The sequence below is a fragment of the Nocardia sp. NPDC055321 genome, assembly GCF_053645575.1.
The window spans coordinates 209,358-229,951 of the sequence record NZ_JBSHMS010000003.1 but is presented as its reverse complement, the minus strand read 5'-3'; the positions used below and the strand labels follow the sequence as shown (position 1 = coordinate 229,951).

The 20,594-nt window shown below is 69.4% G+C and carries 16 protein-coding genes and 1 tRNA gene; 8 read left to right on the top strand and 9 right to left on the bottom strand.

Features of this window, described 5'->3' with window-relative positions:
• Position 1 precedes the first annotated feature (1 nt).
• On the top strand, positions 2-1,105 hold the full coding sequence (locus ACWIGI_RS05910) for a PDR/VanB family oxidoreductase (RefSeq protein WP_454201449.1): 1,104 nt from the start codon (positions 2-4) through the stop codon (positions 1,103-1,105).
• Positions 1,106-1,145: 40 nt separating this feature from the next.
• Complete coding sequence (locus ACWIGI_RS05905; protein WP_454201217.1) at positions 1,146-2,912, top strand: SDR family oxidoreductase; 1,767 nt, start codon at positions 1,146-1,148, stop codon at positions 2,910-2,912.
• Positions 2,913-3,913: 1,001 nt separating this feature from the next.
• Here ACWIGI_RS05905 and ACWIGI_RS05900 read toward each other — a convergent pair.
• The 3 genes from ACWIGI_RS05900 to ACWIGI_RS05890 all read right to left on the bottom strand — a co-directional run bounded on the left by ACWIGI_RS05900 (position 3,914) and on the right by ACWIGI_RS05890 (position 6,064).
• Positions 3,914-4,429, bottom strand: a complete 516-nt coding sequence (locus tag ACWIGI_RS05900; RefSeq protein ID WP_454201216.1) for a hypothetical protein — start codon at positions 4,427-4,429, stop codon at positions 3,914-3,916.
• 3 nt (positions 4,430-4,432) lie between these two features.
• A complete protein-coding gene (locus tag ACWIGI_RS05895; RefSeq protein WP_454201215.1) occupies positions 4,433-5,440 on the bottom strand; it encodes a TerC/Alx family metal homeostasis membrane protein in 1,008 nt (335 codons plus the stop codon).
• Positions 5,441-5,635: 195 nt separating this feature from the next.
• Positions 5,636-6,064, bottom strand: coding sequence for a nitroreductase family deazaflavin-dependent oxidoreductase (locus ACWIGI_RS05890; protein WP_454201214.1), 429 nt, complete (start codon positions 6,062-6,064; stop codon positions 5,636-5,638).
• A 115-nt stretch (positions 6,065-6,179) separates the two neighbouring features.
• On the opposite strand from ACWIGI_RS05890, the gene ACWIGI_RS05885 reads away from it, so the two are divergent.
• Positions 6,180-6,253 (top strand) — tRNA-Ile (locus ACWIGI_RS05885).
• Positions 6,254-6,423: 170 nt separating this feature from the next.
• Here ACWIGI_RS05885 and ACWIGI_RS05880 read toward each other — a convergent pair.
• A complete protein-coding gene (locus tag ACWIGI_RS05880; protein ID WP_454201213.1) occupies positions 6,424-7,683 on the bottom strand; it encodes a PucR family transcriptional regulator in 1,260 nt (419 codons plus the stop codon).
• Here ACWIGI_RS05880 and ACWIGI_RS05875 point away from each other — a divergent pair.
• The 4 genes from ACWIGI_RS05875 to ACWIGI_RS05860 all read left to right on the top strand — a co-directional run bounded on the left by ACWIGI_RS05875 (position 7,682) and on the right by ACWIGI_RS05860 (position 11,122).
• A complete protein-coding gene (locus ACWIGI_RS05875; RefSeq protein WP_454201212.1) occupies positions 7,682-7,837 on the top strand; it encodes a hypothetical protein in 156 nt (51 codons plus the stop codon). The genes ACWIGI_RS05880 and ACWIGI_RS05875 overlap by 2 nt on opposite strands.
• Before the next feature lie 80 nt (positions 7,838-7,917).
• A complete protein-coding gene (locus ACWIGI_RS05870) occupies positions 7,918-9,138 on the top strand; it encodes an esterase/lipase family protein (protein ID WP_454201211.1) in 1,221 nt (406 codons plus the stop codon).
• 7 nt (positions 9,139-9,145) lie between these two features.
• A complete protein-coding gene (locus ACWIGI_RS05865; protein ID WP_454201210.1) occupies positions 9,146-10,243 on the top strand; it encodes a PucR family transcriptional regulator in 1,098 nt (365 codons plus the stop codon).
• A 330-nt stretch (positions 10,244-10,573) separates the two neighbouring features.
• The gene (locus tag ACWIGI_RS05860) at positions 10,574-11,122 is read left to right on the top strand and encodes an RNA polymerase sigma factor (RefSeq protein WP_454201209.1); all 549 of its coding nucleotides are present in this window, start codon (positions 10,574-10,576) and stop codon (positions 11,120-11,122) included.
• A 455-nt stretch (positions 11,123-11,577) separates the two neighbouring features.
• Here the strand turns inward: ACWIGI_RS05860 and ACWIGI_RS05855 are convergent, their stop codons facing one another.
• The 4 genes from ACWIGI_RS05855 to ACWIGI_RS05840 all read right to left on the bottom strand — a co-directional run bounded on the left by ACWIGI_RS05855 (position 11,578) and on the right by ACWIGI_RS05840 (position 15,462).
• Entirely contained in the window at positions 11,578-11,988 is a 411-nt protein-coding gene (locus ACWIGI_RS05855) for a VOC family protein (protein ID WP_454201208.1), read from the bottom strand.
• Positions 11,989-12,017: 29 nt separating this feature from the next.
• A complete protein-coding gene (locus ACWIGI_RS05850; protein WP_454201448.1) occupies positions 12,018-12,428 on the bottom strand; it encodes a helix-turn-helix transcriptional regulator in 411 nt (136 codons plus the stop codon).
• Positions 12,429-12,485: 57 nt separating this feature from the next.
• On the bottom strand, positions 12,486-14,894 hold the full coding sequence (locus tag ACWIGI_RS05845) for an ATP-binding cassette domain-containing protein (RefSeq protein WP_454201207.1): 2,409 nt from the start codon (positions 14,892-14,894) through the stop codon (positions 12,486-12,488).
• A gap of 163 nt (positions 14,895-15,057) precedes the next feature.
• The gene (locus ACWIGI_RS05840) at positions 15,058-15,462 is read right to left on the bottom strand and encodes a PaaI family thioesterase (protein WP_454201206.1); all 405 of its coding nucleotides are present in this window, start codon (positions 15,460-15,462) and stop codon (positions 15,058-15,060) included.
• Between the two features lie 111 nt (positions 15,463-15,573).
• Between ACWIGI_RS05840 and ACWIGI_RS05835 the strand changes: the two genes are divergently transcribed.
• Entirely contained in the window at positions 15,574-18,891 is a 3,318-nt protein-coding gene (locus ACWIGI_RS05835) for an AfsR/SARP family transcriptional regulator (protein WP_454201205.1), read from the top strand.
• Between the two features lie 300 nt (positions 18,892-19,191).
• Here the strand turns inward: ACWIGI_RS05835 and ACWIGI_RS05830 are convergent, their stop codons facing one another.
• Positions 19,192-20,562, bottom strand: coding sequence for a serine hydrolase domain-containing protein (locus ACWIGI_RS05830; protein ID WP_454201204.1), 1,371 nt, complete (start codon positions 20,560-20,562; stop codon positions 19,192-19,194).
• Positions 20,563-20,594 lie beyond the last annotated feature (32 nt).

Here is a 20,594-nt window from a genome sequence, read left to right as displayed (position 1 = left end):
CATGACTCGACCGGTCTCGTACGAACCGCCACTGGACCTGTACGGCAAGCCCCGGCCCGACCGCGCCACCCGGGTGCTCGACGTGATCGCCGAAACCCGGCTGCGCTGGTCCACGCTGGTGAACCGCAAGGAGCCGCCCGCGGCCATCGACGACCGGCGGATTCCGCTGGTCCTGGTGGAACGCCGGATCGAGGCGCACGACAACGACGTGGTCAGCCTCATGCTCATCGCGCCCGACGGCCGAGCGCTGCCGCCGTGGCGGCCGGGCGCGCACCTGGACGTGGAACTGCCCTCGGGTCGAGTGCGGCAGTACTCGCTCTGCGGTGACCCGGCCGATCAGCACAGCTATCGAATCGCGGTGCGGCGCATACCGCATGGCGGCGGCGGCTCCATCGAGATCCACGACGCGCTGGCGGTCGGCACGCAGGTGACGGTGCGCGGGCCGCGCAACGCCTTCCCGTTCGTGCTGCCCGGCTTCGGATCCTCCGCCGCCCGAGTGCATTTCGTGGCGGGCGGCATCGGCATCACGCCGATCCTGCCCATGATCCGGATGGCGGAATCGCTCGGCGTGGACTGGTCCATGGTGTACGCCGGGCGTTCTCGCGACACCATCCCGTTCCTGTCCGAGCTCGAGGCGTTCGGCGACCGGGTCACCATCCGCACCGACGACGAGCACGGGCTGCCCACCGGCGCGGACCTGCTGCCCGGCGTGGGCGGCGACACCTCGGTGTACTGCTGTGGGCCGGTCGTCATGACCCAGGTCATCGCGGACCGCGTGCGCGAGATGCCCGGCGTGGAAATGTATTCCGAGCGCTTCTCGCCGCCGCCGGTGGTCAACGGCACCGCCTTCCAGGTCGAGCTGGCCCGCACCGGCGTCACCATCGAGGTGCCCGCGGACAAGTCGGTGCTCGAGGAAGTGCTCAAAGTCCGCCCGGACAGCCCGTATTCGTGCCGTCAAGGATTCTGTCGCACCTGCCGGGTGCGGGTGATCGACGGCGATGTCGACCATCGCGACACCGTGCTCACCGCCAAGGAGCGGGACGCCGGCGACGCGCTCATCTGTGTATCCCGCTGCGCCGGGGAACGTTTGGTGCTGGACCTCTAGTCCGTTCGCGTTCCCCACCCACTTGCTCAGGAGAAGATCGATGACCGATCAACAGCCCATCATCGCCGCGAGCGAGCGCGTCGTGCGCAGTGGCGAATTCGATATCGCCGTCTACGAATACGGCGAGCCGTCCGCGGAAACCATTGTGCTGGTGCACGGCTGGCCCGATGACAACCACCTGTGGGATCGCGTGGTGCCGCTGCTGGCCGACCGCTTCCACGTGGTCACCTACGACACCCGCGGGCACGGCCGCTCCACGCGCACCGATCGCACCGAGGACTACCGGCTCGAGCACTTCGCCGCCGACTTCTTCGCCGTGGCCGACGCGGTCAGCCCGGACGCACCGGTACACGTGCTCGCGCACGACTGGGGCTCGGTCGAGATGTGGGAGGCGGTGTGCGAGCCCAAGGCCGCCGACCGGGTGAAGTCCTTCACCTCGGTCTCGGGGCCGAACCTCGATCACCTGGGCAAGTGGGTGCGCGGCGACCTCTCGCGCGGCAAGGTCTGGGGGCCGTTCACCCAGCTGCTGTCCTCGGCCTACACCGGCCTGTTCATGACCCCCGGCCTGCCGAAGGTGGTGCTGCGCCCGCTCGGCACCGAGAAGGTGTGGTCGCGCTTCGTCGGGCTCATGAACGACACCGCGCCCGCCAACATCAAGTTCGGGCCCGAGTTCCGGCGCGACTTCTTCGACGGCATGCGCATCTACCGCGCGAACATCCTGCCGCGCCTGACCGATCCGCGCGAGCGCCGTACCGAGGTGCCGGTGCAGCTGATCATCGCGCGCCGCGACGTGGCCGTGCGCCCGGCCGGCTACGCCGACACCAAGGACTGGGCGCCCAACCTGTACCGCCGCGAGGTCGGCGGCGGGCACTGGCTGCCGTTCTCGCATCCGGAACTGCTGGCCACCTCCACCGCCGAACTCATCGACTCGCTGCGCACCGGGGAGACCACGCGCGCACTGCGCCGGGCCGAAGTCGGCCGGGAGCTGCGGAGTTTCGAGGATCAGCTGCTGGTCATCACCGGCGGCGGCAGCGGCATCGGCCGGGAGACCGCCCTGGCGTTCGCGCGGCGCGGGGCCGAGGTCGTGCTCTCGGACATCAACCTGGACTCCGCCAAGGAGACCGCGGAACTCATTGCGCGCGAAGGCGGTACGGCGCACGCCTACCAGCTCGACGTATCCTCCGAGGCCGCGGTGAACGAGCACGCCGCCGCCGTGATCGCCGCCCACGGCGTGCCGGACATCCTCATCAACAACGCCGGCATCGGACAGGCGGGCGACTTCTTCGACACTCCCGCCGCCGAATTCGATCGCGTGCTGAACATCAACCTGTACGGGGTGGTGAACGGCTGCCGCGCCTTCGGAAAGGCCATGGCCGATCGCGGGCTCGGCGGGCACATCGTCAACCTGTCCAGCATGGCGGCCTACACCCCGCAGCGCGGGTTCTCCGCGTACTCCACCAGCAAGTCCGCGGTCTTCATGTTCTCGGACTGCCTGCGAGCGGAGCTGGCGGGCAAGAACATCGGCGTGCACACCATCTGCCCCGGCATCGTGCATACCAACATCGTGGCCACCACCCGGTTCGCTGGGGTCTCCGCCGAGGAAGAGGCCGCCAAGCAGGAGAAGTTCGACAAGCTCTACGCCGCACGCCGATACGGGCCGGACAAGGTCGCCGAGCAGATCGTGAAGTCGGTCGAGAGCAACCGCGACGTGGTGCCGGTGACGCCCGAGGCGTGGCTGCAGTACCGGTTCAACCGGTTCGCGCCCGCGGTGGCGCGGTTCTTCGCGGCCCGGGTCAAGCTGACCTAGGAGTTCACCTGTTATTCCGCGCCCGCTGCGAAACGCAGCGGGCGCGGTTTCGTATATCAGGGCAATGGGAACCTGACGGTCGGGTCGCTTTTCGGAATACGGGTTGGTCCGGCCGGGTGGTGGCCAGTAGTTTTCGGCTACGTGGAGGATTAGCCGGCGCGCGAGGCGTCGGCGAGAGCACGGGGGTACGTATGGAACTCATCCTGGGCCTGGTGTGTATCGGGCTGGTTCTGGTGTTCGTGGTCGGCATCATCTTGGCGATCGCCAAAGCGTCGACGCGGCGGCGCGATGACCGTTGGCGGCGCGGCGGGTACTACGGGAGTGCGGGCGGCGGTACCTACTACCACGGCAGCAGCGGGTGCGGCGGGGGCAGTCATGACCACGGCTCCAGCGGGTGCGGCGGGGGGTCGTCGGACAGTGGCGGCAGCAGCGGTTGCAGTGGAGGCAGTAGCAGCTGTGGTGGTGGTAGCAGTAGTTGCGGTGGTGGCGGCAGTAGCTGTGGCGGGGGAAGCAGCAGCTAGCCGGGGTCTCGCCGACCTAACGGTCGGGAGTCGTCTTGGAATATGTGTTGTCCGATCCACCTGCGTGCCAGTAGCTTTCGGCTAAGGGGAAAGAGCCGACGTCAGTGACGGCGGCTGGAGCAGGGGGACAGCATCATGGAATTCTTCTTTGGTCTGGTGTGTATCGGCCTGGTGGTCGTGTTCGTGATCGGCATCATCCGGGCATCCAGTAACCGCGCATCCACCAATCGGCGCAATCAGCAATGGCGACGGGCCGGGGGATCCGGCGGCGGAGGTGGTGGCTCGCACTACGGCAGCAGTGGCGGCTCGCACTACGGCAGCAGTGGATGCGGTGGTGGTAGTAGCAGCTGCGGTGGGGGGAGCAGCGGCGGCAGCAGTGGTTGTGGCGGCGGCGGTGGCGGCTGCGGGGGAGGCGGCGGCTAGGCCACCGCACAACGAACCCGAGCCGAGGTGGTATCCCACCTCGGCTCGGACGCTTTCTCAGTGCGCGGCTTCGGTTTCCGAGCGCAGCGCCTCTTCGATCTCGGCGACCCGGGCCGCGGGAATGCCCCACGGCCGCTCGACGCCGACCACGGTGTCGATATCCCACAGCACGCACTGCTCACCGGGTCGCGCGACCATCGACCACGCCACCACGGTGCGGCGCAGCTGTTCTGCGACGGGATCGGGGGTGCCGCCCTTGCCGGTGGCGAACCCGTCGCCGTCCGGGAAGTGATGCAGGAACTTGCCGTAGGCGTCGTGGCAGAACCGCTCGTACCGCTGCGTGCACAGGATCAGCCCGTGCCACGCCTCGTCGACCGAATGCGACGGCATCCCGATCACCTGACCGTCGCGCATGGCCGCCCCGCAGCACCGCAACCACTGGCGCAGACCGGTTTCCACCAGGTCGCGGGGCTGCCAGGGGCAGGTCTTGAAGACCGCCTCGGACAGTTCGAGCGAATCGACGGCCCGGTTCATCTCGTCGAGGCCGGGCCGTCGAAAGCGTTGCAGCAGCATGACTCACGGTACGTCGGCGGTCTGCTTACCGCGAGTGGCGCGCAGGCTCGTCAGGGTGACGGTCGCCAGCACCACCACGATCACCACCAGCGAGGTGGCGGTCGGGATGGTCGGCACGCCCGCCCAGACGCCGTGCGCCCAGTGCAGCACCAGCTTCACGCCGATGAAGGCGAGAATGATCGCCAGGCCGTACGCCAGGTGCACCAGTCGCGAGAGCGCGGCGTGCAGGACGAAATACAGTGCGCGCAAACCGAGTAGGGCGAAGGCGTTGGTGGCGAACACCAGGAACGGGTCGCCGGTGACGCCGTAGACGGCGGGCACCGAGTCGACGGCGAAGACCAGGTCGGTGGCCATGACGGCCGCGACCACCAGCGCCAGCGGGGTCAGGGCGCGGCGTCCGGCCTCCCGGACCGTCATGCGGGTGCCCCGGTAGTCGTCGGTGACCGGCATGAAGCGGCGCAGCAGTTTGACCGACCTCATCTCCGAGATGTCCACGGACTGTTCGTGTCCGCTCATGGCGTCGGAGAGCAGCTTCACCGCGGTGATCAGCAGGATGACGCCGAACAGCAGGAACGCCCAGTCCAGGGTGGCCAGGGCGGCCGCGCCGAGGGCGATGAAGATGCCGCGCAGCACCAGCGCGCCGGCGATGCCGTAGAGCAGGACGCGCTGGGCCAGGGCGGCCGGGACCGCGAAGGCGCTCAGCAGCAGCATGAACACGAACAGGTTGTCGACCGAGAGCGATTTCTCGAGCAGATAGCCGGTGAAGAATTCCACGCCGATCGTGGAACCGTTACTCGCCCAGAGGTATACGCCGAACGCGACCGGGAGGGCGATGTAGAAGACGGTCCAGCCGATCGCCTCGCGCATGGAGACTTCGTGCGGGCGGCGGGTCAGGGCGAAGTCGAGCACGAGCAGCGCCAGCACGACGCCGATGGTGCCCGCCCAGAGCCAGGGCGTGCCGATGGATTCGACGGCGGCGGAACTCGCCAGCAGGGATACGGAGGTACTCAAGACGGGTCTCCTCGAGCGCAGTCAAGTGGCTCGAGGTCTCCTTCACCCGTATTTCAGGGCAACCACCCGGGGCTCGCGATGGCGCGATCCGTATTGACCGGAATGATTCGTGGGAAGTACTCCCCTCGGGGGACAGGGTAGCCGAACCTTAACTCGGCTGTCCAGTTCGAGGGGATTGCCCTGGTCGACGCGCGGCTAGCGCGGCGTCAGCACCACCACCGCGAGCTGCCGCGTGGTCTTCTTCTGGTACTCGGCGTACCGCCCCTGGTTGACCTTGTCGACGATCGCGAAGCGCCGCGCGTAGTCCGGATCGTCCGGGTAGGTGGCCGTCGCGGTCACCGGGATCCGCTTGGTCCCGACCTGGATCTCGCACTCCGGCCGCGCCTTGACGTTTGCCAACCAGCCGGGTGGGCGCGATGATCCGCCGTTGGAGGCCGTCACCAGGTAGGCGTCCCCGTCCCGCCCGTAGGTGAGCGCCGTGGTCCGCTCCTGCCCCGTCTTCCTGCCGATGGTCCGCAGCAGCAACGTCGGGTTCCCGAACAGCAACCGGTGCCCCACCAGCCCGCGGCTGTTCTCGTACAACCACTGATGTCCCCGCAACACGTTCACGAAGAGCGAAGCCACAGCAACCTCCAATCCCTCGATCCGCCTACGACACACTAGGTTCCCCCGTGGCCGAGTAGGCAACGCCACACCCGAAGCGGTACCATCCCATCGCCCGCGGCTTCCGTCGCGGTCAGGGGCGGTAGCTCAGTCGGTTAGAGCCGTGGACTCATAATCCATTGGTCGTGGGTTCGAGCCCCACCCGCCCCACACACCCTATGCGTCGGTTTGCTCGGACTCTGTCGCTGACTATCGGTTGCTTACCTCTTGTGCGCGCCGCAGCGTCAGACTGCCGGTGCGCGTGAACGCGAAGTCCACGGGCGCTGGGTCCTCGCCTCCGACCGGTTCGGTGCGACCGCACCCCGGATTCCGGTCGATGCCTACGCGGGGCGCTCCTCGCCCTGCTCCGGTACCTCGCTCGGCGAGTACATGTCGTAGATGGTCAGAGCGGCGGCGAGGACGCGGGACTTGTTGGGGTCGGTCGGGTCGATCCCGGTGAGTTCACCGATGCGCCGCAGGCGGTAGGTGAGGGTGTTCGGGTGTACGTGCAGTGACTCGGACGCGAGCTTGCGGTGGGCCCCGAAGTGCAGATGGGCTTTGAGCGCCTCGAGCAGGTGCGGGGTGCGTGCCAGGGGAGTGATGAGCGCGGCGAGTCGATCACGCGAAGCGCCCGGGCGGGTGAGTTGGTATTCCAGCAGCAGGTCATCGATGCGGTAGCGGCCGGTCGGGCGGTCGAGCCGCCATGCGAGTATCGCGAGTTCGGTGACTTCCTCTGCGGCACCGGGGAGTTGATCGACCGCGACGGTGGTGGAGTCGGTCACTATCACCGGTTTGCCGCACTGTGTGGCCAGGTCGGCGGCGAGGTCGGTGTAGCGGTCCGTTCCGGTGGGGGCGTCGGAATGCTCGGGGAGCAGCGCGATTCCGGTGGTGCCGTCGAAGGTCAGCAGCGCGGTGCCGTTGCTGAGGGTTTCCAGCGCTCGATGCACGATCCGCATGCGCCGGCGCGCCAGCAGGTCCGCCGCCGGGCTCGGGTGCTCTTCCGGGGCGAGGTGGATGGCCAGCACCGTGTAGTGATCGGTGACGGGTGTGGCTGCGCGGGCGGATAATTCGGCGGTCGGCTGACCACGCAGCAGGGCCAGGCACAGTTCGCGGCGGGCTTCTCGTTCTGCGTTGTACACCGAGTGCTCGACCTCGGTGTACGCCTCCATCACCACGATGTTGATGTGCATGAGCAGCGCCAGCGCGCGGGCGGAGACCTCGACGAGCTGAGACATCTCCTCCGGCGTCGCGACCGCGGCCGCTTCGGACAGGACTGCCTGCGCCGAGCCGTGGATCGCCTCGATGAGGATCGACAGCGGAAAGCGGTCCTCGGCATGGCGTTCGGCGACGGGCGCGACGAACTCGGCGGTTTCCGCGCGGGTCAGGTCCCGGTTCTCGCCGAGCGCGAACAGCACCGCGCGCCCGCAGGCCTGGATGGCGGGCAGCACCTCGGCGGTGAAATGCCGTTCGGGCAGATCCCCGCCCGGTGTCGTCGCCCCGAGCCCGGCGTCCAGCATCCGTTGAGCGATCTGCGGCCACCGCGTGAGCAGGCGGATCGCCAGGGGAGTATCCGAGGTGGCGGGCGGTGTAGCGACAGACATGGCCGGAATTGTCGCCGACAGCAGTGCGCCGAACAATCGCCCAACTCCGGATCGGCGGGTTTTTGGCATCTGCGCCAACTTCGAGGCGCCGAAGTTCGTCGCTCAGCGGAGTGACTGGCACGAGCTGCTGATCCAGACTTTTCTGGCCACCTGAATTCGGAGATCCGGGTCACAGTTGGCGTCGCTCTACGGTCCGCGCCACAGGCCGGACAATCGGATGGGATTCAGTTGAAAATGTTTGCAACGAAGCAACATCGGCCCCGCGCGGCGGCGGTGCTCGCACTACTGGTGGGAGTGGCGGCCGCCCAGGTCGTCCACGGCACGACCGTCGCCGCGGAACCCGTCATCACCTCGGACCTGCAGTCCTTCGCCGATACGGTCACGGCGGGGCTCGATCCGGCACCGGACGGCCGCCAGCCCCGGGCGATCGCGGACTCCGGCAGCGGCTCGGGGTCGGGTAGCGGTTCCGGTTCGGGCAGTGGCTCGGGGTCGGGCAGCGGGTCCGGATCGGGCAGCGGCTCCGCCTACGGGCGCAGCACCGCGGCCGCCGCGGTCGGGCAGGGGCCCGAATTGACCGCTCCGCTGGCCGCTTTCGCGTACGGACTGCTCAACCCGAACATCGCCCCCGCGGGCGCGAACAAGTGGGACTGTAAACCCTCCGCCGTGCATCCCCGCCCGGTGGTGCTGCTGCACGGCACCTGGCTCAACGCCTTCGACACCTTCAGCTACCTGTCACCGCGGCTCGCGCGCGCCGGATTCTGCGTCTACGCACTCAACTTCGGCCGTTCCGGGCTGGTGGAGGGCGGTGGCTTCGGAGCGATACTGCCGGGCCGCTACGGCGTGGGGCCGATGGAGGAATCCTCCGCGCAGGTCGCCGACTTCATCGACAAGGTGCGCGCCGCGACCGGCTCGGACAAGGTGGACATCGTCGGACATTCCCAGGGTGGCACCGTGGCCAACCACTACGTCAAGTTCGACGGGGGCGCCGGCAAGATCGGCAAGCTGGTGACCTTCGGCGCCACTCATCACGGCACGTCGCTGCTGGGGATCGCGTCGCTCGGGCGCGCGATCAACAATCTCGGAATCGACATCCTCGGCTTCGTGGAACCGGTCGTCGGGATCTCGAACATCGAGCAGGTGGTGGGCTCGTCGTTCTACGCCAAACTCAACGCCGACGGGGACACGGTCGCGGGCGTGGACTACACCGCGGTGGGATCGCGCTACGACGAGGTCACCAACCCGTACGATCTGACATTCCTGCGGGCCGGGGAGGGCGCGAGCGTTCGCAACATCACCCTGCAGGACGGGTGCGAGCAGGACCTGTCCGATCACCTGACCCTCATGTACTCCCCGCGTGCGGCCTCCATCGCGCTGAACGCACTCGACCCGGTCGACCACGCGGAGCTCGCATGCACGTTCAACCCCTGGTTGATCGGTGGCGGCGGCACACTGTGAGGTCCCGATGACGAGCGCTCCGCCCGGTACGCCTGTCCGGACGGCACAGGCGGCCGAGCGGATCGCGGGCGAACTGTTGCGGACCGTCCCGCGTCGTGACCTGCGCGGCAACGTGATTCGCGAGGAGATCCGCGCGATCGTCGCCGAGTGCCTGGGACTGGTCACCAGCGACGGCGTGCCCCTGCACACCCGCATCGCGCGAATTCATCGGGCCGCCGCGCGCTGGGCGGCCATCGGCGTCCCGATCGACACCGTGCAGCGGCTGGTGCACCGGGGTTTTCGGCTGCATGTCAACGACCTCGAAGCCGAATCCACACGCCGCCACGATATTCGGCCCCTGCTGGACGGGTTGCACGCGGTGACCGCGACCGTGGCGAAGGCGTACATGGAAGCCGCCCCGGGCGCGCACGAGCGGCCCGCGCACCAGGTTGTCGCCCACGCGCTGCTGCACGGTTTCGACGCCGCACAGTTCACCCGCGAGCACGGCGCGGAGCTCACCGCGCAGTACACGGTGCTGGCCGTCGCCGCCGACCCCGCGGCGCGTGACTGGGTGTCCGCGCACGGGTTGCTGGCGACGCTGGCCGAACGGTTCGGGGAACCGGTGCCCGCGTTGCACAGTCCGCGCGGCGGGACCGTCTTGATACCGGGTCTGTTTCCGCTCGCGGACATTCGCGAACTCGTCGCGTGGACGACACTTAGCATTGTCGTGACGGTCGCCGACCGCGAGCGGATACCCAAGGCGGCCGAGGACGGCCACGAACTGCTCGACATGGTGCGGCGCGTCTACGGCACCTCCGGGGTGTACGGCTTCGACGATCTGGCGCTGGAATATCAGATCACCCGGCCCGGGCCCGCCCGCGATCATCTCGCGGCGATCCTGGATCCGCTCGCGGAGCACCCCGAACTGATGAACACCCTGCGGGTGCACACCGCCAACGACATGAGCCGCCGCCACACCGCGCGTGACCTGCGGGTGCACGAGAACACCGTCGACAACCGGCTCCGGCGCATCCACCAGCTGCTCGGACTCGATCCGCACAGCGCGGCGAGCATGTGGCAGTTGCGAGCGGCTCTGATCGCCAGGGACTACACCACGAATCGATAGGGAGTGCGGTGGATCGAGACCTTCGCGTGTCGACCATGCCGCGCAATCGGGGACGGCGTGGGGCCGAGAAGCAGCTCGGTCGAGACTCCCTCGCCATCACCCGCGTTCGGCCCATCGGACCGAGCTCCACCCACCGGTGAGCCCGTGGCCGCCGAATCCCACCGGCTCCCGATGAATCCTTTGCGCGGCCGAGCGCTCTTATGGGTGCTCGGGCCTCGAGGCTCGCGCGGAGCGAGAGGAAGATGATGACGGTTCTTGTTGTCGCCGGAGTGATCGCGGCCGTTGCGGTGTGCAGCTGTGTCGTCGTGCTGCGGAAGCGGAGGGGGTCCCGTGGGTAGCCGGGGTGTGGGGTGGCCCGCCGAGGAGATCGTGGCCGCGGCCCGGGACGGGGACGAGGGCGCCATCGTGGCGCTGGTGTCCGGCGCGCACCCGCATGTGCGGCGGTTCGCGTTCTCGCTGTGTGCCAGCAGCCAGGACGCGGAGGACGCGGCGCAGGACGCCATGATCGTGCTCTACCGGAAGATCGGGACGTTGCGGGCCACTACGGCGTTGGCCTCGTGGATGTTTCGGATCGTGCGGAACGAGTGTCTGCGGCGGGTGCGGGACGTGGGGCGGCGGAGCGAACGGGTCATCGAGCTCGCCGCCGCCTCGGCGGAGGACGACGTGCTCGGGCGGCTCGAGGTCGAGCGGGTGGCGGCCGCCATCTCGGCCCTGCCCGCGGACCAGCGGCGAGTGCTGATCATGCGGGACGTGCAGGGGCTGCCGGGGAGCGTCGTCGCGCAGTCGGTCGGACTCAGTACGGCGGCGATGAAGTCGCGGCTGCATCGGGCGCGGGCGGCGGTGCGAGCCGAGCTGAGCGGTCAGGGGGTGGGGGAGTGAGGGGCGCGGCCCACGCGGGTGCGCCGTCGTTCGCGAGCGCGTCCCTGACCGCGCACCTGGTTCGGGGAATCGTTGGATTCGGTTCGCTTGCAGCGTCATTCACGCTGATACCGGTTGCCGGCGTGGTCGCATTGCTCCTGTTGCCCGTGGGTGTGGTGGCACTGAAGGGCTGCCCGGCGTGCTGGGCTATCGGGCTGCTGCAGACGATCTCACGTGGCAGTTTGCAGCGATCCTGCTCGGACGGCGTCTGCCATCTGACCTCGCGGCCTGACGGATTCGGAATTCGCTACCCGGATAAAGGTTCGGGGGCGACGTCGCGGCCCGGCACCTGACCGCGCGGCCGGCGCGGATTCGGGAATTCGGCGCACCGGGTAGGGGATCGGGACGACGTGGCAGCGACCCAGCCCGGTTCCCCTGCGGGAGCTACTCGGCAGGGGGCCGGCACCGGGCCGAGCTCAGGGCACCTCGCTGATCCTGATGTGATTCCCCGCCGGATCGCGGAACGCGCAATCGCGAATCCCGTACGGCTGGTCGGTCGGCTCCTGGATCACCTCGGCGTCGGCGGCCACCAGGCGGTCGAACAGGGCGTCCACATCCTTCGTGGCGAGCACGACCGTCGCGTAGGTGCCCTTGGCCATCATCTCGGCGATCGTGCGGCGTTCCTCGTCGGTGATCCCGGGATCGGCGGCGGGGGGATGCAGGACTATCGCGGTCGAGGGCTGGCCGGGCGGGCCCACGGTCAGCCAGCGGAGGTCGCCGTACTTCACGTCATTGCGGACCTCGAAACCGAGGGCGTCGCGGTAGAAACCGAGCGACGCCTCGGGATCGGTGTGGGGTAGGAAACTCGAATGAATCGTGATGTCCATGGCATTCACCGTATGTCCGGGAGCTGGGGTTACTTGTTTCTGATCGGGCGAGTCACCTTTTTCGTGACACACGACGGCATTTCCGGGCCCGCGGGGGCGTGCCGGTCGCGATAGACGCTGGGCGGGACCCCGACCAGCTCGGTGAAACGGGTGCTGAAGGTGCCCAGCGACGAACAGCCCACGGCGAAGCAGACTTCCGTCACGCTCTGCTCGCCGCGGCGCAGCAGGGACATGGCGCGCTCGATGCGGCGGGTCATCAGGTAGCTGTAGACCGACTCGCCGTAGGCGGCCTTGAACTCGCGGCTCAGATGGCCGGCGGAGATGTGCGCGTCGCGCGCGAGGGCCTCGACGTTCAACGGCTGGGCGTACTCGCGGTCTATCCGGTCGCGGACCCGCCGCAGGCGCGTCAGCTCGCGCAGGCGTTGCTCCTCGGGGGATATGCCGCTCACCTGCGCGATCCTACCGGGACGGACCTTGCGGGCCCGTCCCGGCGCGGGTCAGCGCTTGCGCGCGGGCTTGCGGGCCGGGGCGCCGACATAGGCCGCCAGATGCTCACCGGTGAGCGTCGAGCGCGCCGCGACCAGGTCCGCCGGAGTGCCCTCGAAGACGATCTTGCCGCCGTCGTGGCCGGCGCCCGGGCCGAGGTCGATGATCCAGTCGGCGTGCGCCATGACCGCCTGGTGATGCTCGATCACGATCACCGACTTGCCCGCGTCCACCAAGCGGTCCAGCAGACCCAGCAGGTTCTCCACATCGGCCAGGTGCAGGCCCGTGGTCGGCTCGTCGAGCACGTAGACCCCGCCCTTGTCGCCCATGTGCGTGGCCAGCTTCAGGCGCTGGCGCTCACCGCCGGACAGGGTGGTCAGCGGCTGCCCGATGGTCAGGTAGCCCAGGCCCACATCCGAGAGCCGCTCCAGAATGGCATGCGCGGCAGGCAGTTTGGCTTCGCCGTCGCCGAAGAACTCCAGCGCCTCGGTGACCGGCATGGCCAGCACCTCGCTGATGTCCCGGCCGCCGAGCTTGTAGTCCAGCACCTCGGCCATGAAGCGTTTGCCCTCGCACACCTCGCACGGGGTCTCCACCCCCGCCATGATCGCCAGATCGGAGTAGATCACCCCCGCGCCGTTGCAATTGGGGCACGCGCCTTCGGAATTGGAGCTGAACAGCGCCGGTTTGACGTCGTTGGCCTTGGCGAACGCCTTGCGAATCGGTTCCAGCAGACCGGTGTACGTCGCCGGATTGCTGCGCCGCGAACCCTTGATCGCGGTCTGATCGACCGAGACCACGTTCTCATCCGCCGGGATGGAGCCGTGCACCAGCGAACTCTTGCCCGAACCCGCGACGCCGGTGATCACCACCAGCACCCCGAGCGGGATGTCGACGTCGACGTTCTGCAGGTTGTTGGCGTCGGCCTTGCGGATCTGCAACGCGCCCTTGGGCTTACGCAGGTTTTCCTTGACCGCCGCGCGGTCGTCGAAGTGCCGACCGGTGATGGTGTCACTGGAACGCAGGCCCTCGACGGTGCCCTCGAAGCACACGGTCCCGCCGCCCTTGCCCGCCCCGGGACCCAGATCCACCACGTGATCGGCGATGACGATCGTCTCGGGCTTGTGCTCGACGACCAGGACGGTGTTGCCCTTGTCCCGCAGGCGCAGCAGCAGCTCGTTCATGCGCTGGATGTCGTGCGGGTGCAGGCCCACGGTGGGCTCGTCGAAGATGTAGGTGACATCGGTGAGCGCGGAGCCCAGGTGCCGAATCATCTTGACGCGCTGGGCTTCACCACCGGACAGCGTGCCCGACGGCCGATCCAGCGACAGGTAGCCCAGGCCGATCTCCACGAAGGAGTCCAGCGTCTTGGACAGCGCCTCCAGCAGCGGCGCGACGGACGGTTCCTTCAGTGCCCGAACCCATTCCGCCAGATCGCTGATCTGCATGGCGCACGCGTCGGCGATGCTGATCTTCTTGATCTTCGACGAGCGCGCGCCCTCGGTGAGCCGGGTGCCGTGGCAGTCGGGGCACACGCTGAAGGCCACCGCGCGCTCCACGAACGCCCGGATGTGCGGCTGCAGCGCCTCTTTGTCCTTGGACAGGAACGACTTCTGGATCTTGGGGATCAGGCCCTCGTAGGTCAGGTTGACCCCGTCGACCTTGACCTTGACCGGCTCCTTGTAGAGGAAGTCGTTCATCTCGCGCTTGGTGAACTTGCGGATCGGCTTGTTCGGATCCACGAAGCCCGATTCGGCGTACACGCGCACGGTCCAGAAGCTGTCGGACTTCCAGCCGGGAATGGTGAAGGCGCCCTCGGCGAGGGATTTGGTGTCGTCGTAGAGCTGGGTCAGGTCGATGTCGGAGACCTTGCCGCGGCCCTCGCAGCGCGGGCACATACCGCCGACGATGCTGAAGCTGCGGCGCTCGCGCGTGGTGCGCCCGCCCTTCTCGATCGCCACCGCGCCCGCGCCGCTGATCGAGGCCACATTGAACGAGAACGCCTGCGGGGAGCCGATATGCGGCTTGCCGAGGCGGCTGAAGAGAATGCGCAGCATGGCGTTGGCGTCGGTGGCGGTGCCGACGGTGGAGCGCGGATCCGCGCCCAGGCGCTGCTGGTCCACGATGATCGCGGTGGTGATGCCGTCCAGCACGTCGACCTCGGGACGGGCCAGGGTGGGCATGAAGCCCTGCACGAAGGTGCTGTAGGTCTCGTTGATCAGGCGCTGCGACTCCGCGGCGATCGTGCTGAACACCAGCGAGCTCTTACCCGAGCCGGACACGCCGGTGAACACCGTCAGGCGGCGCTTGGGGATCTCGATGCTGATGTCTTTGAGATTGTTCACGCGCGCGCCGTGGACGCGGATCATGTCGTGGCTGTCGGCCAGGGGCAGCGCAGCCGTCTTCGTGGACCTGCTCATCGTCTCTCCATCCGTCTCGCGGGCCGCCTGCGCGGTCTCGTCGGAGTCGCCCGGCTCGATTCAACCATTCCGGAACCGGGCGCTTCGTCATCGACAACCGTAGGGGCGGGCGAGCGGGGGAGGCTTCTCGATTCCTGACCGGTCGGCCGCCTCGCGCGCGGGATCAGAGGACGGCTTGGGTCTGGGCTACCTTGGCGACCAGCTTGCCCTCGTCGTCGTGGATCTCGGTCTCCACCACGATGAACTTGCGGCCCGCGTGCAGTGGGCGGGCCGAGGCCGTGGCATGCCCGGACCGCAGCCCGCGCAGGAAATTGGTCTTGGACTCCACGGTCGTGGTGCCCTGCGCGCCCTCGGGCAGGTTCAGGTACGCGCACACCGCGGCGGTCGCGTCGGCCAGCGACATCAGGGCGCCGCCGTGCAGCGCGCCGCCGAGCGTGCACAGCGAGGCGTCCCAGGCCAGGCGGGCGCGCACGAGCTTCGCGTCGTGTTCGAGGACCTCGAGGCCGAGACGCTCGCTGAAGGGCATGGTGGCGAACAGCTGGGTGCCGACCGGATCGATTTCGCTCATGGATCGAGGGTGCCGCACGGTGAGCCCGTGGTCGATTACCCGCGAGGTAAAGCGGCGGCCTCCGGGGATCGCGGATAACACCGAAACGTCCGATTCTGCGAGACTCCCCGGGTGCGGGTAGGTGTGCTTGGTCCGGTTCAGGTGTGGACCGATGAGGGATCGCCGGTCGAGATCGGCGGGGTGCGGGTGCGCATGCTGCTGGCCAGGCTGGCGCTCGAAGCCGGTGGGACGGTGCCGGTCGGTGCGCTGATCGACGGGCTGTGGGGCGAGGATCCGCCCGCCGAGGCGGCGGGTGCGCTGCAGGCGCTGGTGTCCCGGCTGCGCAAGGCGCTGCGGGGGACCGGCGAGGTGGAACTGGCGGCCGGGGGCTACCGGCTGCCCGGGGTGCGGGTCGACGCCGCGGGCTTCGAGGAGCTGGTGCGGCGCGGGCGGCAGGAGCTGGCCGCGGGCCGGGCGGCCGCGGCCACGGCGGCGCTGACCGAAGCCCTGGCACTGTGGCGCGGGCCCGCCCTGGGCGACGTGCTGGACGCGCCGTTCACGGACGCGGTCGTGGCCCGGCTCGACGAGCTGCGCGCAGCGGCGCTCGAGGACCGCTTCGACGCCGAACTCCGGCTGGGCCGGCACGGCGCCGTGCTGGCCGACCTGGACGCCGCCGGGGCCGCACGTCCGCTGCGAGAACGGCTGGCCGCGTTGCGTATTCGCGCCCTCGCCGCGGCGGGACGGCAGTCCGACGCGCTGGCGGTCTACGAGGACATGCGCGAGCGGCTCGGCGAGGAGCTCGGCATCGATCCGTCGGCCGAGCTGCGCGACACCCACCTCGCGCTGTTGCGCGGGGAACTCGAAACACCGGCCGCCCGTAGGGAACCCACCGGGAGCGCGCTGCCGGCGCGGCTGACGAGTTTCATCGGCCGCGAGCGCGAACTGGCCGCCCTGGACGAGCAGCTCGCGACGTCCCGGCTCGTCACGCTGGTCGGTCCGGGCGGAGCGGGCAAGACCCGGCTCGCCCTCGAGGCCATGTCGAGGCGGGCCGGCGAGCCCGTGTTCTTCGTGCCCCTGGCCGAGGTCGGCACACCCGACCAGCTCGCCGACGCGGTCTCCGGCGCGCTGGAAGCCGCCGCGGGCGGAATGACCGGCGCGGGGGCCGCCCGGCTCACCGAACTGCTGGATGTCGGTGCGGCCGTGCTGGTTCTGGACAACTGCGAGCACGTGATCGCCGCGGCCGCCGAACTCGCCGCGCACCTGCTCGCCCGGCTGCCGCTGCTGCGCGTGCTGGCCACCAGCCGCGAGCCGCTGGCGATCGACGGCGAGACGCTGTGCCACCTGGGTCCCTTCCCGGTACCGGCGGCGACACTGGAAACCGAGGCGGCACAGCGCAACCCGGCGGTCCGGCTGTTCCTCGACCGCGCGACGGCGGTCCGGCCCGGCTTCACCCTCGACGAGCGGAACCTGCACCCGGTGCTGGAGATCTGCCGCCAACTCGACGGCATCCCACTGGCCTTGGAACTGGCCGCCGCCAAACTGCGCGCCATGAGCGTCGACCACATCGCCCACCGCCTGGACGACCGCTTCCGGCTACTCACCTCCGGCAGCAGAACCGCGCTCCCACGCCAGCGCACCCTGCTGGCCCTGGTGGAATGGAGCTGGGACCTGCTCGACGAACCGGAACAGCTGCTGGCCCGCAGGCTCTCCTACTTCCCCGCCGGCGCGACACTGGAAGCCCTGGAAGCGATCTGCGCCGACCCGGCCCTGCCCGCCGGCGACATCGTCTACCTCCTGGGCGCGCTGGTCGAGAAGTCCCTGGTCACCGTCACCGACGAGGAGAACCCGCGCTACCGGATGCTCGAAACCATCCGCGCCTACGCCGCCGAACACCTGGCCGCCGCGGGCGACGACCTCGCCCCCCGCTTCCGATCGCACTACCTGGCGATGGCCGAGACCACCGAGCCCCGCCTGCGCACCCGCGAACAACTCACCGCCATCGCCTTTTTCGACGCCGAGCACCCGAACCTGGCCTTCGCTCTGCGCTCGGCACTCGCCGCCGCGAGTGATTCCGGCAGCGGAAGTGCCGTGGGGCTGTCGGTGAATGCGGGTGGGGACGACGATCGCTCGGGTACGAACGGGGATCTCGCGCGCGGACGCGAGCCCGGCAGCACGGAAGCGGTGCCGTCCACTCCGGCCGCTGCGGTCGGGCGTGGCGCGCCGGGTGGGGCCGGATCCGCCAGGGTCGACGAGGTCGTGCGATTCACGCGGGCGTTGTTCTGGTACTGGGGGATTCGGGGGATGAGCAGCCAGTTCGAGAGCGCGGTGGGGGACGTGCTGGGGTTGGAGCTCGCGGAGGACGCGCGGGCGGCATTCCGGGTGATCCGGTTGATGGCGGGGGCGCCTACGGGGGAGGCGGGGGCGGTGCGGGCACTCATCGAGGACTGTGTGCGGACGGGGGCGCTCGAGTTTCATCCGGCGTTGCCGTCGTGGACCTCGCTGGTCGCCTCGGGCGCGGGGGAGCGGGAGCTGGCCGAACGGCAGCTCGAACTGGCGGTGGGATGGCCGGACCCGTGGGTGCGGGCCAGCGCGCACATGGCGCGGGACCTCGCGTTCACCGGGCGCGGGGAGCCCCGCGCGGGGGCCGTCGAGCGGCGGGAGGCGTTGCGGGCGTTCGAGATCACCGGGGACCGGTGGGGGCTGGGCGTGGTGCTGCTCGGGGTCGGGCGGGCGCACGGGCTCGCCGGGGCGCACGAGCAGGCCATCGCCGCCTTCGGCCGGGCGGTGGCGCTGGCCTCGGAGACGGGGATGGAGGACGATCTGTTCGTCAGCCGCTCCGAACTCGTGCACGCGCGCATGCGCGCCGGTGACCTGGAAGGCGCGAGCGCCGATATCGAAGCGGCACAGCGGCAATCGGAGGAACTGGGCCACGCGCGGCTGCGGGAGGTCCTCGGTTTCAGCCGCGCCGAAGCGTATCGGCGGGCGGGCGATGCCGAGCGCGCCGACGCCGAACTCGACCGGCTCGAACAGCGGATCGACCGGCTGCCGCTGCCCGAGAGCATGGCGGTCAATCGGATCGTGTTCGCCCGCACGGCCGTCCGCCTCACCGCCCGCGACCCGAAGCGGGCGCGCGAGCTGCTACCCGCCGTGATCACGGGCGCGTTCCACGTCGGTGACGTCGCCGCCGTCACCCAGGCCCAGGCCCACGCCGCCGAACTGCTGGCCGAACTGCTGTGCCAGGAGGGGGAATTCGCCGAGTCCGCCACGGCACTGGGCCTGAGCGAAGCCATTCGCGGTGAGTTCGACCACGGCGAACCCGAGATGCACACGCTCACCGCGGAACTGACTGCCCAGGTCGGCCCGGAATCGTTCCGTGTCGCGTACGACCTGGGCGCGAGCGAACCCCGCGACGAGGCGCTCGACCGGCTGGGCTCACACGCCCGAGGGTGAATCCGGAGCGCTGTGGGCTGTTCCGGTCGGGCACCGTGGCAGGTGCGGTCCTGCAGATCGCCCACACCCCGGCCCGGTACTGCCGTGCCCGCGACGCTCGTCCGGGCGAGCGCGGGGCACGTCATGTCGCCAAGTTGGTTCGGTGGCTCGTCGCGGCGCCGGATACGACGGGCAGTCGTGCTCTCCGTTGTCGCAGGGTGAATCCCGAGCGCGGAGCGGCGACCGTTCCTGTCCGCGAACGCGTCGATTCCCGGACGGGTGTGTCCGGGAACCGATGTGCGAGGAAGGTTTCCAGGTCGATCAGACGCGGGTGAACAGGCGACCGGCCAGGTCCAGGCCGGTGATCGCGCCCGTCGTGTCGCGGCTGAAGTAGCCGCGCTGGCCCTTGAACGAGCCCTCGGTGATGACGTACTCGTCACCGTCGCCCGGCAGCAGGCCGAAGGGGAAGGGCGGATGATCCTGGGGGAGATCGGTATCGGCGGCGGCGCGGATCTCCGGCTTGATCCGGCATTCCAGGGACAGGCCAGTGCCGTCGGTCAGCACCGTCATCGTCATCGCGTCGATGTCGTAGGTGCCCAGCAATTCTCCCGCGCGATCCGCGTCGAACGGCAGCGGCTCGGGATCACCGTCGACCAGGCCCAGGTAGTGCTCCAGCGCCCAGCGCACCACCGCCTGATTGGACGGGATCCCGTCGGGGCTCGCGTTCGACAGGACGATGATCGCGAAATCGTGCTCGGGGACCAGCAGCAATTCGGCGAACTGGCCGAAGGCCGAACCGCCGTGACCGAAGGTGGCCGCGCCGCCGATCTCGCGCAGGAACCAGCAGCGGCCGATGGCGTCACCGAGGCTGCTGGCCCGCAATTCCACGGTGGGGCTGCGCATCTCACGCAGCACCTCGGCGGGCAGAACCATCTCGCCCGACTCGGCCCGGCCGTCCCCGAGCTGGAAACGGGCCCAGCGCAGCTGTTCCGCCACCGAGGAGACCAGCCCGCCGCCGGGGTTGTTGGCGCGGGTCCCGGTCCAGGTGCGCGACACCGACAGCACACCGTTCTCGTCCCGTTCGTGCCCGGCCGCGAACCGCCGCGTCATGATGGCGTCGCGGTCGTAGCCGCTGTGCGCCAGGCCGACCGGATCCAGCACCAGCCGGGTGATGGCCTGCTCGAAGGTGAGCCCGGTGACCTTCTCGACGACCCGGCCCAGCAGATTGAACCCGGCCTGGCTGTAGGACGCCCGCGCCCCCGGCGCAGCGATGAGCGGGATGTCGACCAGCCGCGCCACGAACTCCGCCAGCGCGTCGTCGCCGGCGCCGGTGTCGTTGATCAGGCTCCAATCCAGTCCGGACGTGTGGTTGAGCAGCTGGTCGACGGTGATCGCGGCGGCATGCGCCGGGTCGCTGAGCGTGAACTCCGGGACGTACCGCTGGACCGGCGCGGCCGGGTCGATCCGGCCCTCGGCGACCAGGCGCATCACCGCGGTAGCCGTGACGCTCTTGCTCGTCGAGCCGATGGTGAACAGCGTGTCCCGATCCACCGGCAGCGGGTTCTCGATGCTGGTCACGCCGTACTCGGCGAAGATCTCGCGGCCGCCGGCCCACACGCCGACGGTCATGCCCGGGATCCCGAACTCGGTGGCGGTGGCCTCGAGCATCTTCGACAGCGCGCTATCCGACATTGCCTTACCTCTTCCGTGGCTGGTGTCCGTGC